This is a genomic window from Porphyromonas sp. COT-052 OH4946, from assembly GCF_000765965.1.
GTDB classification, from domain to species: domain Bacteria; phylum Bacteroidota; class Bacteroidia; order Bacteroidales; family Porphyromonadaceae; genus Porphyromonas; species Porphyromonas gulae.
Genome location: NZ_JQZY01000002.1, coordinates 57,028 through 73,358, shown reverse-complemented (window position 1 = coordinate 73,358; position 16,331 = coordinate 57,028). Strand labels below are relative to the sequence as shown.

Annotated in this window: 13 protein-coding genes; 10 read left to right on the top strand and 3 right to left on the bottom strand. The window is 50.8% G+C overall.

Going from position 1 to position 16,331, the window contains the following annotated elements; genetic code table 11:
* Positions 1-5 precede the first annotated feature (5 nt).
* The 5 genes from HQ50_RS00455 to HQ50_RS00435 all read left to right on the top strand — a co-directional run bounded on the left by HQ50_RS00455 (position 6) and on the right by HQ50_RS00435 (position 9,148).
* A complete protein-coding gene (locus HQ50_RS00455; RefSeq protein ID WP_039427524.1) occupies positions 6-2,246 on the top strand; it encodes a bifunctional (p)ppGpp synthetase/guanosine-3',5'-bis(diphosphate) 3'-pyrophosphohydrolase in 2,241 nt (746 codons plus the stop codon).
* Between the two features lie 146 nt (positions 2,247-2,392).
* The gene (locus HQ50_RS00450) at positions 2,393-5,380 is read left to right on the top strand and encodes a tetratricopeptide repeat protein (protein WP_039427522.1); all 2,988 of its coding nucleotides are present in this window, start codon (positions 2,393-2,395) and stop codon (positions 5,378-5,380) included.
* Positions 5,381-5,427: 47 nt separating this feature from the next.
* On the top strand, positions 5,428-7,197 hold the full coding sequence (locus HQ50_RS00445; protein WP_235317891.1) for a TonB-dependent receptor: 1,770 nt from the start codon (positions 5,428-5,430) through the stop codon (positions 7,195-7,197).
* 24 nt (positions 7,198-7,221) lie between these two features.
* Positions 7,222-8,445: an HAD-IIB family hydrolase gene (locus HQ50_RS00440; protein WP_039420275.1), complete on the top strand. Its 1,224-nt coding sequence runs from the start codon at positions 7,222-7,224 to the stop codon at positions 8,443-8,445.
* A gap of 31 nt (positions 8,446-8,476) precedes the next feature.
* Positions 8,477-9,148 (top strand): M15 family metallopeptidase, encoded by a 672-nt coding sequence (locus HQ50_RS00435; protein ID WP_039427518.1) that lies wholly within the window; start codon positions 8,477-8,479, stop codon positions 9,146-9,148.
* Here HQ50_RS00435 and HQ50_RS10440 read toward each other — a convergent pair.
* Positions 9,122-9,295: a DUF1661 domain-containing protein gene (locus tag HQ50_RS10440; protein WP_230587984.1), complete on the bottom strand. Its 174-nt coding sequence runs from the start codon at positions 9,293-9,295 to the stop codon at positions 9,122-9,124. The two genes, HQ50_RS00435 and HQ50_RS10440, sit on opposite strands and share 27 nt — an antisense overlap.
* Here HQ50_RS10440 and HQ50_RS11930 point away from each other — a divergent pair.
* From HQ50_RS11930 to scpA, 3 genes are all read left to right on the top strand, one after another.
* Positions 9,264-9,371 carry a DUF1661 domain-containing protein gene (locus HQ50_RS11930; protein WP_230587983.1) on the top strand — a complete coding sequence of 36 codons (108 nt, stop codon included), beginning with the start codon at positions 9,264-9,266 and terminating at the stop codon, positions 9,369-9,371. The genes HQ50_RS10440 and HQ50_RS11930 overlap by 32 nt on opposite strands.
* A 154-nt stretch (positions 9,372-9,525) precedes the next feature.
* Entirely contained in the window at positions 9,526-11,382 is a 1,857-nt protein-coding gene (gene mutA / locus HQ50_RS00430) for a methylmalonyl-CoA mutase small subunit (protein WP_039427516.1), read from the top strand.
* A gap of 28 nt (positions 11,383-11,410) precedes the next feature.
* Positions 11,411-13,558: a methylmalonyl-CoA mutase gene (gene scpA / locus HQ50_RS00425; protein ID WP_039427514.1), complete on the top strand. Its 2,148-nt coding sequence runs from the start codon at positions 11,411-11,413 to the stop codon at positions 13,556-13,558.
* A 370-nt stretch (positions 13,559-13,928) separates the two neighbouring features.
* Here scpA and HQ50_RS10275 read toward each other — a convergent pair whose 3' ends face one another.
* A complete protein-coding gene (locus tag HQ50_RS10275) occupies positions 13,929-14,705 on the bottom strand; it encodes a toll/interleukin-1 receptor domain-containing protein (RefSeq protein ID WP_052074850.1) in 777 nt (258 codons plus the stop codon).
* A 441-nt stretch (positions 14,706-15,146) separates the two neighbouring features.
* Entirely contained in the window at positions 15,147-15,239 is a 93-nt protein-coding gene (locus HQ50_RS11925) for a DUF1661 domain-containing protein (protein WP_235317890.1), read from the bottom strand.
* On the opposite strand from HQ50_RS11925, the gene HQ50_RS11015 reads away from it, so the two are divergent.
* Entirely contained in the window at positions 15,211-15,357 is a 147-nt protein-coding gene (locus tag HQ50_RS11015; protein ID WP_235317889.1) for a DUF1661 domain-containing protein, read from the top strand. The genes HQ50_RS11925 and HQ50_RS11015 overlap by 29 nt on opposite strands.
* A gap of 34 nt (positions 15,358-15,391) precedes the next feature.
* Positions 15,392-16,312: a CsgG/HfaB family protein gene (locus tag HQ50_RS00410; RefSeq protein WP_039427510.1), complete on the top strand. Its 921-nt coding sequence runs from the start codon at positions 15,392-15,394 to the stop codon at positions 16,310-16,312.
* The last annotated feature ends 19 nt before the right edge of the window (positions 16,313-16,331 follow it).

Here is a 16,331-nt window from a genome sequence, read left to right as displayed (position 1 = left end):
CCCTCATGACAATAACCGACAATACTCTTTTCTCCGCTGATGAGCGGGGTCGCTTCCTCTCCTCATACGCGAGTTTGATTCGTACGCTGGCTCCCGATCGGCAGCTCGTGAAGAAAGTACGCAGTCTGCTGAGCCGCTTTACGGAGCTGGGATGTTTCGATCGTGACAAAAACGGTATGCACGGACTTATGCGCAACATGGAAGTGGCGCGCATAGCCTCCTGCGAGATCGGGCTGGGGATAGAGGCCATCGGGGCACTCCTCTTTTATCGTCCGGCGATGAAGGGGCTGATGAGATCCGAGGAGATAGCCGAGTTCATGGGCGAAGATGTGGCTCGCCTGATCGACCTCCTGCTGAAAACATCGGAGATCTACATGCGCAATACGGCTATCAATACGGCCAACTTCGAGCACTTCCTCCTCTCCATCGCCGAAGATATTCGCGTGGTACTGCTCATCATCGCTGACCGCGCCTATCTGCTGCGTCAGGCCAAAGACATGGTCTGTGCCGAGGAGCGTACGGCCTTGGCTGCCGAGGTGTCTTATCTCTATGCTCCGCTGGCACACAGGCTCGGACTTTACGCCATCAAGAGCGAAATGGAAGACCTCTGTCTGAAATACACAGACCGGCAGACATTCGACTTCATCAAGAGAAAGCTCGGGGAGACGAAGCGTAGCCGCGATGCCTATATCGAAGCTTTCATCGCTCCGCTGCGCCTGCGGCTGGACGAAGCTCTGCCCAATATCCCGTACGAGATGAAGGGGCGTACCAAGAGCATCAACAGCATTCGCAACAAGCTCCGTCAGCAGGGTATCGAGTTCGAATCCATATACGATCTTTTTGCCATACGAATCATATTGGACGTACCCGTGAAAGACGAGAAAGCTGCCTGCTGGCATGTCTATTCCATCATCACGGACATGTATCAGCCCAATCCGCAGCGAATGAGGGACTGGATCTCCATCCCCAAGAGCAACGGCTATGAGTCGCTCCACGTTACGGTGATGGGACCGCAGAATCGGTGGGTGGAGGTGCAGATTCGCTCCCGTCGCATGGACGAGGTAGCCGAGAGGGGATTGGCTGCTCACTGGAAGTATAAAGGTATCAAGAGCGAGAGCGGATTGGATGAGTTCCTCACTTCCGTACGCGAGACGCTCGAGGCACGAGATCACTCCTCGGACGATTCGGCGGAGACGGTGAAAAACTTCAAGATGAACCTCTTCACCGATGAGATCTATGCTTTCACCCCTACGGGAGAACTGATCAAGCTGCCTCAGGGAGCCAGTGTGCTGGACTTTGCTTTTGCCATCCATTCGCGCATCGGCTGTCAGGCCGTCGGAGCCAATGTCAATGGAAAGAATGTGCCGCTCAAGCATAAGCTCGAAAATGGCGACTCCGTTTCGATCATTACCTCTGCTCAGCAGACCCCGAAGAAGGATTGGCTCTCCTATGTGGTCAGCTCCAAAGCACGCAATAAGATCAAGCAGCAGCTTCGCTTGCAAATGGAAAGCAGTATCGGCGTGGTCAAAGAGCTGCTGAACCGCCGTCTGAAGAACCGCAAATTGCCGTTCGAAGAAGCCGTATTCACGCGCGTGGTACGACGCAAGGGGTTCAAGCATCTGACGGATTTCTATATGGAGATAGCCGCCGACAGGCTCGATGTGCAGGAGGTACTGGAGCTATACTCTCATGAATTGGAGGAAGAGCAGCGACGCGATGCCGGTTCGGCTGCAGCTCGTCGCAGTGCCGATACTTTTGTGGCGTATCCCTCTCGAGAGGAGGAGACCGTCAAAGGGGGAAAAAGCGATGTATTGGTTATCGACAACAATATGACGGGGGTGGAATACAGCTTCGGCAAATGCTGCAATCCTATTTACGGGGATTCCGTATTCGGATTCGTGAGCAATAGCGGCATCAAGATACACCGCACGGACTGTCCGAATGCGCCGGATATGTTCAGCCGATACGGTTATCGCATCATCGAAGCTCGCTGGAGCGGTAAGGGATCGACCGGATACGAGGCCACGCTTCATGTCGTAGGGCAGGACAATCTGGCCATCGTGACGAACATAACTTCGGTCATCAACAAAGAAGCGGGCGTATCGCTCCGAGCCTATTCGATCAATTCGAAGGACAATCTCTTCGAAGGGGTATTCACTGTCGAAGTGCCCGATACCTCGACCCTATCCATCCTCCTTCGCAAGATCCGTGCTACACATGGGGTCAAGTCGGCCGAACGACATTGATACCTCGGCATATGGTTTCGGGTAGAATAGCGTATATTTACCTAAGAATTATCGCTGACACTAAAATAAAAGGCGATGACTCAGAGTTAGTTAATAGGGCATTGCGACCTGCTTCTCTGAAGACAAATAAGGAAACAGACTGATCAATGAAAAAAAAGATATTACCGGCTCTCGTGCTTGGCGTAGCCATGACCTTCATGGCACAAGCACAAAATAAAACGACAGAGCCTGCCGAAGCGTTTTTCCTCGAAGGGAGAGCGATGTTTATCCGCCAAAATTATGTCGGAGCCTTGGACCAATTCCGTCTCTATCGCCTGCACGGAGGTCAGGAGCACGCTTTGGAGGTGGATTATTATAGTATCATCGCGGACTATCTGTTGGGAGCAGATCACGATTACGTCCTCGGCGCGGTAGGCAATTTCATGGGCAATTTCCCCGAATCGATAGACAAATCCCGTGTGCGACTCCTCGCCGGGGAGTTGATGATCCGGCATGAACAGTATTTGCGTGCCGATGTCATTTTCTCTGACATCGACGATCGTACGCTCAACGATGAAGACTTGGCTGCATACCTGCTCTATTATGCATGCGTGCGTATGCAGTTGAGTGGAAGCAATGCTTTGGCTGAGCAGATGCTGCTGAAAGCTTCCGAGAACAGAGGCGAGCTGGGCGGGCGTGCTCGTCTCCTCCTTGCCGCTATCCAAATAGAGGATGGCCGAATCGACGAAGCCGAACAGACCCTTTCGCGACTGAAGAATCGCTCACAGTTTGCGGATGACGCCGATGCTTACATGGCGGAAATCCAACTGCTCCGAGGCGACTACCGCGAAGCGGCCGAAATAGCCGACAGGCTGATGTCGCACAATTCGTCTATGAGACAACGGCCTCAACTCCTGCGTGTGGCAGGCAATGCTTACTACCGTTTGGGCGATTCGAACAAAACCATCGACTATCTTTCCGACTACAGCGAAAGGGTGGGGGATCGTATCGCACCTGCCGATGCTTATGCACTTGGTGTCACTTACTATAAGCAAGGTCTGATGAAAGAAGCACTTCGGCCGCTTGCTGCTGCTACCTCTGACACCGGTTCTCTCGGTGCAGAGTCGGCTCTCTATCTCGGACAGGCACGGCTGGCCGAGGGGATGACGAGCGAGGCCCTTATGGCTTTCGAGAAGGCTGCGACTCAGGAGGTCAATCGGCCTGTACGGGAGGTCGGGATGTACAATATGGCTATGCTCATGCGTAGTACGGGACAGTCGAGCTTCGGTCAGTCCGTCCGCATCGCGGAGAATTTCCTCAATGAGTTTCCCCGATCTTCCCACCGCGAGCAGATGGCAGGCATTCTGGTCGAATCATATTTCACCGGCAAGGATTACAACTCTTCCCTGCGGTCGATTCAGAAGATTGCACAGCCGACGGCCTCCATGCTGGCAGCCAAACAGTTTGTGCTGAACCGCATGGCCGAGCAAAAGGAAGAGGCGGGCTATGACAATGAAGCTCTTTCTTTTGTGTCGAACAGTATATCCATGGGGGACAAAGGAGAGTATTTCCCTGAAGCCTATTTCCTCCGTGGCAATCTGCGGTATAGGGCCGGCGACTTCCCGGCCGCGGCTGCGGATTACAGAGCTTATATCTCGGCCGCCCGCGACCGTGATGCGGCAAATCTTCCATTAGGTTATTATCGCTTGGGCTATTCGCTCTTCAATGCCGAGCGTTATGATACGGCTTTGGAGGCTTTCAAAGAGTATGTATCCCGATCCGCTACCGCTCCCAATCTCTCGGCCGATGCTTATGCCCGTATCGGGGACTGCAGGTACATGAAGCGAGACTTCCACGGCGCACGCGAAGCCTATTCCATGGCCTACCGCGTCTATCCCTCTGGAGGCGATTATGCCCTTTTGCGTCGTGCACGATTGGAGGGACTGGCCAAGCAGTATGCCGATCAGATCCAAACGTTGGACAAGCTCATTCAGCAATTCCCCGATAGCCGCCATCTGACAGCTGCTCTCTATGAAAAGGGGCGTGGTGCGGTGCTTAGTGGCAAGCACAATGTGGCCGAAGAGGCCTTCAATGCCGTTGTCAAGAGAAGCCCCGACAGCCGTGAAGCGCGGCAGTCGTCCCTGCAGTTGGGGTTGCTCTATTACAATGCGGGTCGGACTCAAGAAGCCATCCGTACGTACCAACGGATCATTGACCGCTACCCTCGTAGCGAAGAGGCGACTGTGGCTCTCTCGGATCTCCGTTCTATCTATTTGGAAGAGGATCGGATAGATGAGTATTCTGCCTATGTGCGTCGTTTGGAAGGTAAGGTGTCCGTTGCTCCATCCGAGACGGAACAACTCAGTTTCCTTTCGGCCGAGCGCAAGTATCGCCGTCGCCAGTCCGATGCTCGCCGAGATTTGGAGGCTTATCTGGAGCGTTATCCACAGGGAAGCGATCGTCACAAAGCAGAATTGTATTTGGCCGATCTCGATTATCAGGCCGGTAATGCCGATGCGGCTTACAATCGCTATTCACGGTTGGTGAGCAGCCCCGGTTTGCCAGAAGACTACAAGATCGATGCGCGTCTGCGTCTCGGTCGTATGCAGTACGAGCGCAAAGAATACAAGGCTGCGCTGAAGTCATTCCAGTCCGTACTCGATACGGATGGTGCCGAAGCTGTCCGCGATCAGGCGGTAGAGGGAATAGCTGAGTCTGCCTATGCCGATAAGGATTACCGGAGGGTGATCGACGTCATTGCCGGATTGAAGAATCAGTCTGCTCTGCCTCATGCTCTTCGCCTCTATCGTGCCAGAAGTTATCAGGCACTGAAGATGAATCGGGAAGCGATTGCCGACTACGAAATCCTTGCCGAGGACTTTTCGACCGCCGCTGGTGCCGAAGCTGTTGTGATGCAGGCACAGCTGGAAATGGAAGCCAAGCGTTTGTCCAAGGCGAAGTCTATCCTCGAAAAATTTATTGCCAAGAGTACTCCACAGCAGTATTGGTTGGCGCGAGGTTTCATCCTCTTGTCCGATATTTATAAGGAGGAAGGAGATACGTTTACTGCAAGGCAGTATTTGGAAAGCTTGGAGAAGAACTATCCCAATCATGAGGATGACATTCACGAACAGATAGCCCTGCGGCTTGAATAATCTTCTGTACGATTCGTCACTCTGAGTTGGAACTAATGAACAGCATCATGAAATATCAATTATATACGGCCGTCATAATGGCTCTTTCTGTATCATCCGTTTGCGGTCAAACCCCACGAAATACAGAAACCAAACGCCCCGACACGTTGCGCAGGGAGCTTACTATCGTTAATGACCAGACAGTGGAGATGGAGCATGCGGATCCGCTTCCTGCTACATACAAGGCCATCGAACCTCGATTAAAACCTTTCCGTCCGGAATATAACAAGCGCACATTCGGATTCGTCCCCGAAGTTTCTTCTTCTGGCATGAACAATCTTCCGAATATCCTGCCGGCGGAAGGATACATGAAGCACAGGGGGTATCTGAATATCGGTCTCGGTCATACGTTGAACCAACGGGTGGATGCCGGCTATCGCCTGATAGATGCAGAGCAGGAGAGATTGAATCTTTTCCTGTCCTATCGTGGAATGAAGTCGGCTTTCAATACCGGTGACTTCGAAGGCGACAGAAAGGATAGACGAATGATGGCAGGAGTGGACTACGAGCAGCGCAGGCCTTCCTTTGTGCTTGCTACCGGCTTGTACTATACGAACCATTATTTCAATCACTACGGACGGGGGGCTACCACCAATGTGGGCAGTATCCCTCAGCTATCGGCACCTGTTACACCTCAGATGGACAACGGTACCCACAACATCCGTGCATACTTGGGGGCAAAAAATGATGTGATCGATGCCAGGATCGACTATCGTTTCTTCCGCTCTATTCCGTATCTGGGTACTGATCCGATGAAGGCTCTCACGGAACACACGCCTGAACTGAACGTGACGATGCGCAAGGAGTTGTCCGATGACATTAAGCTCGGTGTGGAAGTTCGCACGGGAGGATTGTTTTTTGCCAAAAACAGCGAAATGATTCAAACAGGTGTTCTGTCCGAAACCGACCGAAACCTGTATTATGTGGAGGGCGCGCCTACAATCGGATTTGTCGGAGACTCGGACAATATGCAATGGAACATACAGGCCGGTGTAGGGGTTTCTTCCCATTTCGGAGCCAAAGGAAGGTTGTTTTTCTGGCCAAAACTGGATGCTTCGCTTAGTATCTTCCCCTCATGGCGTCTGTATGCGAAAGCCTTCGGTGGAGTGATTCGAAATGGACTCGCCGATGTTATGCAAGAGGAAATGCCCTACCTGATGCCCAATACGATTGTACTCCCTTCTCGCAATGCCTTGACTGCCCAATTAGGGGTGAAGGGGAATATAGCCGATGTGGCACGTATGGAGGTTTATGGCGACTTCTCCAAGCTGACAGGTGTGCCTTTCTATACACCGACTCTACCCTTGTATAATCCGTCCGATTTGTATCAGTATAATGTGAGTTTCTTGCCGATATATGCCGATGGCAGCCGCTGGCGCGCAGGTGGTAAGCTGGAATACTCTTATCGCGATATGCTCCGCTTTCTGGTAGACGCATCCTACGGCAAGTGGAATTTGGATGGAGGACTTGTCGCCTCCATGCAGCCCGATCTCATATTGAAGGCAGAAGTCGGTATTCACCCCATTGCTCCATTGGATGTCAGACTCCGATATACACAGCTGAACGGACGGTACCGGTATTCTTTCGGCTCGGTCGGCTCGGAAGCCTTGGGAGTCGGCAATGTACATCTTCTCAGTGCGGATGTTTCATACAAGCTGAAAAAGAATTTGGTCCTCTATCTCAAAATAGATAATCTGCTGGCTGAAACGACGGAGCTGATCGGTTATTACCCCATGCAGCCGTTCCATTGTTTTGCCGGCTTTAGCTGGACTTTCTAATTCTCTTTTATAAATTTTACTGCGATGAAGTATAAAATCATAGTCATAGATGTATTCAACACCCTGCTCAATAACAAGTATGAGCTGACGGAAGAGAACCGCAATGCACTCCTCTATATCCAGAAAGAGCTGGGGATCCGTGTCGTACTCACTTCCGGTCGTACTGCGACGGCACTGAAGCCACTCGCAGAGGAGTTGAATCTTAGGGAATATAGCGGCTATCTCATCCCTTATCACGGAGGACAGATCGTAAACTGTCGTTCGGGTAAAGTCATCGCTTCGCACCGGATGGCTACATCTTTTGTCGATGTGTTGGATGCACGTGCCCGGGCCGAAGGCGTTACCTTGCTGGCTTTCGGCAGGGATTCCATATTCTCCACCGATCCCACCGATCCCCTTGCAGTGAAGGAATCGGATATTTGTGGCCAGCCACTTGTCTCCAAACATCCCCGTTCTTCGGAGGTGATCAAGTGTTCTTTTGTCGGTGAGGCAGAGAAAATCGCAGAGTTGGAGGTCGTGATGCGGCGCGACTATGGAGACAAATTGAATATATTCCGTTCTTCCGAAACGCTGCTCGAGTGTCTTCCGTCCGAGGTGCAGAAGATAAAAGCCATATCCGATCTCTTGGACAAGCTGGATTTGTCGCGAGACGAACTGGTTTCGGTCGGAGACAGCTACTGCGACGTGGAGATGATCCAACTGGCCGGCTTGGGTGTGGCAGTGGCGAATGCTCGGGAGGCTGTCAAAGCCTGTGCCGACTATATTACGACGAGCAACGAGGAGAACGGTGTCGCTCACTTGGTGGACAAGTATATCCGACACGAATATGAAGCTGTTCCGTTCTCGGTGGAAGACGTCAATAGCATTGTCCCGGGTACGCTCATGGAGAGCCTTGGCATTCGCTGTACCAAGATCGCGCGTGGCTATGTAGAGGCAACAATGCCGGTGGACATCCGCACTCGTCAGCCTATGGGTATTTTGCATGGAGGGGCCAGCTTGGCTTTTGCAGAGACCCTGGCCGGATTCGGTTCCGTGGCACTCTGCAATCCGGGAGAGATACAAGTGGGATTGCAGGTGAGCGGCAACCATGTGTCCTCGGCTCTTGAAGGCGATGTGCTTCGGGGTGAGGCCTCCATTATGCACCAGGGACGCAGCACACACGTATGGAGTATCAATATCTATTCGACCAAGAGCGGCAAGCTGATTTGCACCTGTCGCGTGTTGAACTCCATCCTGAAACAGCGGTAAGACGTTTTTTCTCTCTCTTTCGTCCGGTTCGATGTGTCGTCTCTTTGTCGGTATTGCAGTCGCGATGGCATTGAATACGATGCTCTGTGCGCAGACTTTCTCCGAAGAAGATTTCCGCATACGAGGCTACGTTGATATTCACCGTCTCGACACTACGATTCGTCTCGCTCTCATTTATTCCACGACGGACAACTTTGTGGGCGAAGATATGTACGGCGACTTCGATAAAGCCTATTTCGAAAAGGGCTTTGCCGAACGCATCCGTCAAGCGCAGCGACTGCTACGCAAAGAATATCCGGACTATTCTCTACTCATCTACGACGCATCCCGTCCCATCAGCATACAGAGGCGTATGTACACCCTCGTGAAGGGAACTTCCAAGGCTGTCTATGTAGCCAACGGAAACAGAGGAGGGAAGCATAACTACGGAGTCGCTGTAGATCTTACCATCGTGGATCGTGATGGAAAACCGTTGGATATGGGCACTCCTGTCGATCACTTTGGCCGATCGGCACATGTGGGTCAGGAAGAACGCTTGGCCGCAGACGGCCTGATCAGCCGAGAGGCTGTCCGGAACCGCCGGTTGCTACGTCGCATAATGAAGTCGGTCGGGCTGGTACCCTATCGCAGGGAGTGGTGGCATTACGAACTGCCGGAGAGCATGAGCCACACCCGCTCACATTATCGCTTGCTCGACTTTTAATCCTTGTTCTTGTTTGCCGAGAGGTCTGCAATGCGGACATCTTGCAAATACGAACCAAAAATTCTCTGATTGCGGCTCGTGTTTCCTGAAAAAGTGGCGTGAGATTTTTTTCGTTTTGGCGTGTAAATTCTTTAATTGCCGTGCCAAAACGAAAAAATTCTCGCGCCATGTTTTTGTGGGGAACAAATGCGAAAATTCCGGCGCGCAAACCGACCGGATATGAAATGATGTATCCGTTGTACTTGAGACCGGAGAGTGCAGGATTCTTCTCTCCAAAATGTACTTCGTAAGTGTAAATTAGCTTACTTTGTTAAGTATAAACAAAGTAGTACAGTCGGAAAAATAAAGTATCACAATACTCACTCTAAGTTAAAATTATGGCAAAAGAAAAAGAAAAGCTCTTTTCCGAATTCCCTCCGGTTTCGAGAGAAGCCTGGATCGATAAGATAACGGCCGATCTCAAGGGGGTTCCCTTTGAGAAGAAGCTTGTCTGGCGGACGAACGAGGGCTTTAATGTCAATCCGTTTTATCGCAGAGAGGACATCGAGGATCTGAAGACAACGACTTCTCTTCCTGACGAATACCCTTATGTGCGATCCACCCGAATGCACAACGAATGGCTCGTACGCCAAGACATCGTCATCGGGGACAATGTGGCAGAAGCCAATGAGAAAGCCCTTGACCTGCTCAACAAGGGTGTGGACTCGTTGGGTTTCTTCCTGAAAAAGGTTCATATCAATGTAGATACATTGGCTGCTTTGCTGAAAGACATAGAACTGACAGCCGTGGAATTGAATTTCAACTGTTGTATCACACGTGCCGCAGACCTGCTGTCAGCATTCTCCGCATATGTCAAAAAGGTTGGTGCTGATCCGAATAAATGTCGTGGCTCGGTCAGCTACGACCCGTTCAAAAAGCAGCTCGTCCGCGGCGTATCCAATCCCGATTGGGTGAAGATGACACTCCCCGTCATGGATGCTGCACGCGAACTGCCTGCTTTCCGGGTGCTCAATGTAAATGCCGTGAATCTGTCCGATGCCGGCGCATTCATTACCCAAGAGCTGGGATATGCTTTGGCTTGGGGTGCAGAGCTGTTGGACAAGCTCACCGATGCCGGCTACAAGCCGGAGGAAATCGCCTCACGCATCAAATTCAACTTCGGTATAGGATCCAACTACTTCATGGAGATAGCCAAGTTCCGTGCCGCTCGCTGGCTGTGGGCTCAGATCGTCGGCTCGTATGGCGATCAGTACAAGAACGAAACGGCCAAGATCCACCAGCATGCTACGACATCCATGTGGAACAAGACCGTCTTCGATGCGCACGTAAACCTACTGCGTACGCAGACCGAAGCTATGTCCGCAGCGATAGCCGGAGTGGACTCCATTACCGTATTGCCTTTCGATGTCACCTATCAGCAGAGCGACGACTTCTCGGAGCGTATCGCTCGCAACCAGCAGCTTTTGCTCAAAGAGGAGTGCCACTTCGACAAGGTTATCGACCCTTCGGCCGGATCTTATTATATAGAGACGCTGACCAACTCCATCGGAGAGGAAGCGTGGAAGCTGTTCCTCTCCGTAGAGGATGCGGGCGGCTTCACTCAGGCTGCTGAGACGGCAAGCGTTCAGAAGGCTGTCAATGCAAGCAATATCAAACGCCACCAGTCGGTGGCGACTCGCCGCGAGATCTTCCTCGGGACCAACCAGTTCCCCAATTTCACGGAAGTTGCCGGCAATAAGATTACTCTTGCTCAGGGAGAGCATGACTGCAACTGTGTCAAATCCATCGAACCCCTGAACTTCAATCGAGGAGCATCCGAATTCGAAGCTCTCCGTCTGGCAACGGAAAAGAGTGGCAAAACGCCCGTCGTCTTCATGCTCACTATCGGCAATCTGGCCATGCGTCTGGCACGCTCTCAGTTCTCAAGCAACTTCTTCGGCTGTGCCGGCTACAAGTTGATCGACAATTTGGGTTTTAAGTCCGTGGAGGAAGGTGTGGATGCAGCATTGGCAGCGAAAGCCGATATTGTGGTGCTCTGCTCCAGTGACGATGAATATGCCGAGTATGCTCCGGCTGCATTTGACTATCTCGCCGGCCGTGCCGAGTTCGTAGTGGCCGGTGCACCGGCTTGTATGGCGGATCTTGAGGCCAAAGGCATCAAGAACTATGTGCATGTGAAGTCCAATGTCCTCGAAACGCTTCGTGCCTTCAACGACAAATTCGGTATTCGGTAGTATCCATCCCTAAAGCAAAGAATCAAAGATGAAACCTAATTATAAAGACATCGATATAAAGTCCGCCGGCTTCGTGGCTAAGGATGCTGCGCGCTGGGCGGAAGAAAAGGGCATCGTGGCTGACTGGCGTACTCCGGAGCAAATCATGGTAAAGCCCCTCTATACGAAAGACGACCTCGAGGGCATGGAGCATCTCGACTATGTGTCCGGCCTGCCTCCTTTCCTGCGAGGTCCCTATAGCGGTATGTACCCCATGCGTCCGTGGACTATTCGCCAGTATGCCGGATTCTCCACGGCGGAAGAGTCCAACGCCTTCTATCGTCGCAATCTGGCCTCCGGTCAGAAGGGACTGTCCGTGGCATTCGACTTGGCCACGCACCGCGGCTATGACGCGGATCATTCGCGCGTGGTGGGCGATGTCGGGAAGGCCGGTGTTTCCATTTGCTCGCTGGAAGACATGAAAGTCCTTTTCGACGGTATTCCGTTGAGCAAGATGTCCGTTTCCATGACGATGAACGGAGCCGTTTTGCCCGTCTTGGCTTTCTACATCAATGCCGGACTGGAGCAGGGCGCGAAGCTCGAAGAGATGGCTGGAACGATCCAGAACGACATCCTCAAGGAGTTCATGGTGCGTAACACTTATATCTATCCGCCCGAATTTTCGATGCGGATCATTGCCGACATCTTCGAGTACACCTCTCAGAATATGCCCAAGTTCAATTCGATCTCGATCTCCGGTTATCACATGCAAGAGGCAGGTGCCACCGCCGACATCGAAATGGCTTATACGCTGGCAGACGGTATGCAGTATCTCAAAGCTGGTATCGATGCCGGTATTGATGTGGATGCTTTTGCTCCTCGTCTCTCTTTCTTCTGGGCTATCGGTGTCAATCACTTTATGGAGATTGCCAAGATGCGTGCGGCGCGCCTTCTTTGGGCCAAGATCGTGAAGAGCTTCGGGGCGAAGAATCCCAAGTCATTGGCTCTGCGTACACACAGCCAGACGTCAGGCTGGTCACTGACGGAGCAGGATCCGTTCAACAATGTCGGACGTACCTGTATCGAAGCTATGGCGGCCGCTTTGGGGCACACCCAGTCACTGCACACCAATGCTCTCGATGAGGCCATCGCTCTGCCGACGGACTTCTCGGCACGTATTGCCCGTAATACCCAGATCTATATTCAGGAGGAAACCCTCGTCTGCAAGGAGATCGATCCATGGGGCGGCTCCTACTATGTGGAAAGCCTGACCAACGAACTCGTCCACAAGGCGTGGGAGCTGATCAAGGAAGTACAGGAGATGGGTGGAATGGCAAAGGCTATCGAGACCGGACTGCCCAAGCTGCGTATCGAAGAAGCCGCAGCCCGCACGCAAGCTCGTATCGACTCGCACCAGCAGGTCATCGTGGGGGTGAACAAGTATCGTCTGCCCAAGGAGGATCCTATCGATATTCTTGAGATCGACAATACGGCTGTTCGTAAGCAGCAGATAGAGCGTCTCGACGATCTTCGCTCTCACCGTGATGAAAAAGCGGTGAAAGAAGCCCTTGAGGCCATCACCAAATGCGTGGAAACGAAAGAGGGCAACCTGCTCGACCTTGCTGTCAAAGCAGCCGGGCTGCGTGCCTCTTTGGGCGAGATCTCGGATGCATGTGAAAAGATCGTGGGAAGATATAAAGCTGTAATCAGAACTATTTCAGGCGTGTACTCATCCGAATCGGGAGAAGACAAAGACTTTGCCCATGCCAAAGAATTGGCAGAGAAATTTGCGAAGAAAGAAGGCCGTCAGCCGCGTATCATGATCGCCAAGATGGGACAGGACGGGCATGACCGTGGTGCCAAAGTGGTCGCTACCGGTTATGCCGACTGCGGATTCGACGTCGATATGGGGCCGCTGTTCCAAACGCCGGAAGAAGCCGCTCGTCAGGCTGTGGAAAACGACGTGCACGTGATGGGCGTTTCCTCTCTGGCAGCCGGTCACAAGACGCTGATCCCTCAGGTAATAGCAGAGTTGGAGAAGCTCGGCCGTCCGGACATCCTGGTTACAGCCGGAGGTGTGATACCGGCGCAGGATTACGACTTCCTCTATCAGGCCGGCGTCGCCGCCATCTTCGGCCCTGGTACTCCCGTGGCCTATTCGGCAGCGAAAGTGCTCGAGATTCTCTTGGAAGAATAATCTCTACTCCCGATAAGGAGTATTTCAGTATTCTCTCTATGGCCGCTCATACGGTTCCTCGAAAGGGAGTCGTATGAGTGGCTTTTTTTCTGCCCTGACCGATGTTCTGTCTCACCGAAAGAGGCTGTCTGAAGACTTTGCTCTTAATGGAGAATCCTTTATGCCGGCTACCCTTTCTGGTGTATAGTTCCACAATCCCGGAGGAGTTGTATCTTCTGTCGTTAAGAGATGAATCGTATCATCAAAATCAGCCCTATGTCTAATCCTTAGAATACCCTTTTTCGTTAGATAGAAAGGTGTGTAACAGTCAGTATCCTATGTTGCTGTCTTTTGCAGATTTCTTGTTGCCCAGATCTTCGTTGCAAGTGTTTTAAGGGTGCCATTCTGCACAATACTTTATAAATGCGTCCTTTTGCCTGTTCCAGTCCAGAGTATTATCTTCCTTTCTGCTTAATTTAAGATAGATTGTATCGAGTCCTTCGCTGTCATCAATTTTAATAGCTTTATTTAGTGATGTTAGCCATCCGAGACTTTGGAATGTAGTTCCCGGGAGGAGTATAGAAAAAGTCTCTTTCTCCAATGCCCATGCTGCACCCATTTCATTCAGACAGACTTCACTCTTTTTGTAGTTGTCAGAAATTAGAAAGAGTATCAAGCTTGATGTCCGTAGATTTTCCTTTATAAAAGAAGGGATACCTTCTCCTGGCTCCACGCCTGTGTCTTCTCTTGATGTATAAATAATGTCCGAAGTGTCGAAACCACAAGACAGCCTTAGGATTTTATCGACAAACTCACCTATCAACGAACTGTCTTTAGAGGCGTGGCTAAGAAAAACTTTGTGATAGTATGATTTTCCTACCAATTTATACTTCGTTACTACAGCCCATTCTTTTGCTGCATTTAAAATGTCTGTAAAAGAGTTGCATTCTAGGTAGATATGAGGTAGGTATGTGTAAGGTTTACAATATACATCAGCCAACGAGGCTCTTTGAATAGATCTCCGTACACAAAAGACATATGATGATTGAATACGATGTTGAAAGTTCACATTGTCTTCATCAAAGTTGATTTCAATGTCATTTATCTGTAATCCTTTTTGTATGAGGACTGATTTTATTTCCTGTATCTGATTTTCGTTTAGTTTCATATTGATGCTAAAATTCTGTTATAAGCCTCTATTCAGAGCTAAAAATAGTGATTATTCTTATTGCCCTTGATTCGAATTTGGAACTATTCATACATGAAGCTCTTTTTCATGAATGTGGGATATGCTTTCAGAAGCTCCTTTTCGAACGGTGAAACTCCTAACAACGACTTTCATTTGCGAGGCTACAAAGCTTTTAGTCGAGATCTTTCTGTGCGAAGAAAGGAACAGGACTTCAGGATCATTGTGAGCGATTGCAGTCGAGATATTCTTTGGCTTTCTGTTTGTACTGATCGCTAATTGGAGTGATCGAATGGTTTCCTTCAGAAAATACTCGTTTGTGTAAGCATGAATAAGCTTTCATAGTACCTCGTTTGATGTGTGTCTGCTACGATGCATCTTTGAAGTTTATCCTCATCTTAATGCCTTTTCTTTACATCTTCTTCACGTGCAATAAAATCTGCGGATATGGAGCCGAAAAACGTGGCGTGAGAATTTTTTCGTTTTGGTGTGGGAAGTAAATTTTTTACGCGCCAAAACGAAAACTTTCCCGCGCGTCTTTTCGCGAAAAGACGAACCGCAATTCGTGCATTTCCGGTTCCGGAAAACATTTTCAAAACGAAGTTTGGCTATTTTTGTTGTCAATATCAAATAAAAACGCAGATAGCTAAAAAACAAAAAGAGAGCTTATGAAAACTATTCTTCTCGCACTACTGATGAGTGTCAGCGGACTCATGCTACAAGCACAGTCCGGCGCACAATCTTCCTCCGTGCAAGCCGGAACCACTCAAAATAGAACGCTGAAAATGAAAGTGGCCATTAGCCGATTCTCCAACGAAACGCAGTATGGAAAAGGCATCTTCTATGACCGAGACAGCGATCCCATGGCCAAGCAGGCGTTGGATATTTTATCGACTAAGTTGGCCGGTACGGGGAAGTTTATCCTGCTTGAGCGTGAAGATCTCGACAAGATAGAGGAAGAGCTGAAGAACAATGCTGCCTCCAAGCAGACCATTGGTGCGGACTACCTCATTCTTGGGTCGATAACGGAATTCGGCCGTAAGACGACAGGCAATGACGGTGTCTTTACTGCCACTAAGAGCCAGATCGTGCAAGCCGGCGTAAGTATCAGGATCGTAGATGTGGCTACCGGTATGATCATCTATTCGGAAGAGGGCAAGGGAACGGCCGAGACAACCACGAAGTCCACGCTGGGCTTCGGCGGTAAGGCCGGATTCGATGCTACGCTCAGCGACAAAGCCATATCCGCTGCTATAGATATGCTGGTGGAAAATATAATAAACAAGTGTACGGACAAACCCTGGCGTACCTACTTCCTCAATGTCGATGAGGATGGCATCATTATAGCCGGAGGACAGTCGCAAGGCCTTCGGGAGGGAGACCTCTTCGATGTTATGCTCCGTGGCAAGAAGGTGAAAAATCCCCAGACAGGAGTCGCATTTGAGCTGCCCGGCAAGAAAGTGGCGACCATCAGGGTAGAAGCTGTAGGCGGCGATACGCAGGAGACGGAATTTGCCGTTGCTACGCTGGTCAGCGGCCAATTCGACGCAAGCGAGCCGGACAAGTATTACATCGAACAACCACGCTAACCGTTCTTTCAAAATCAGA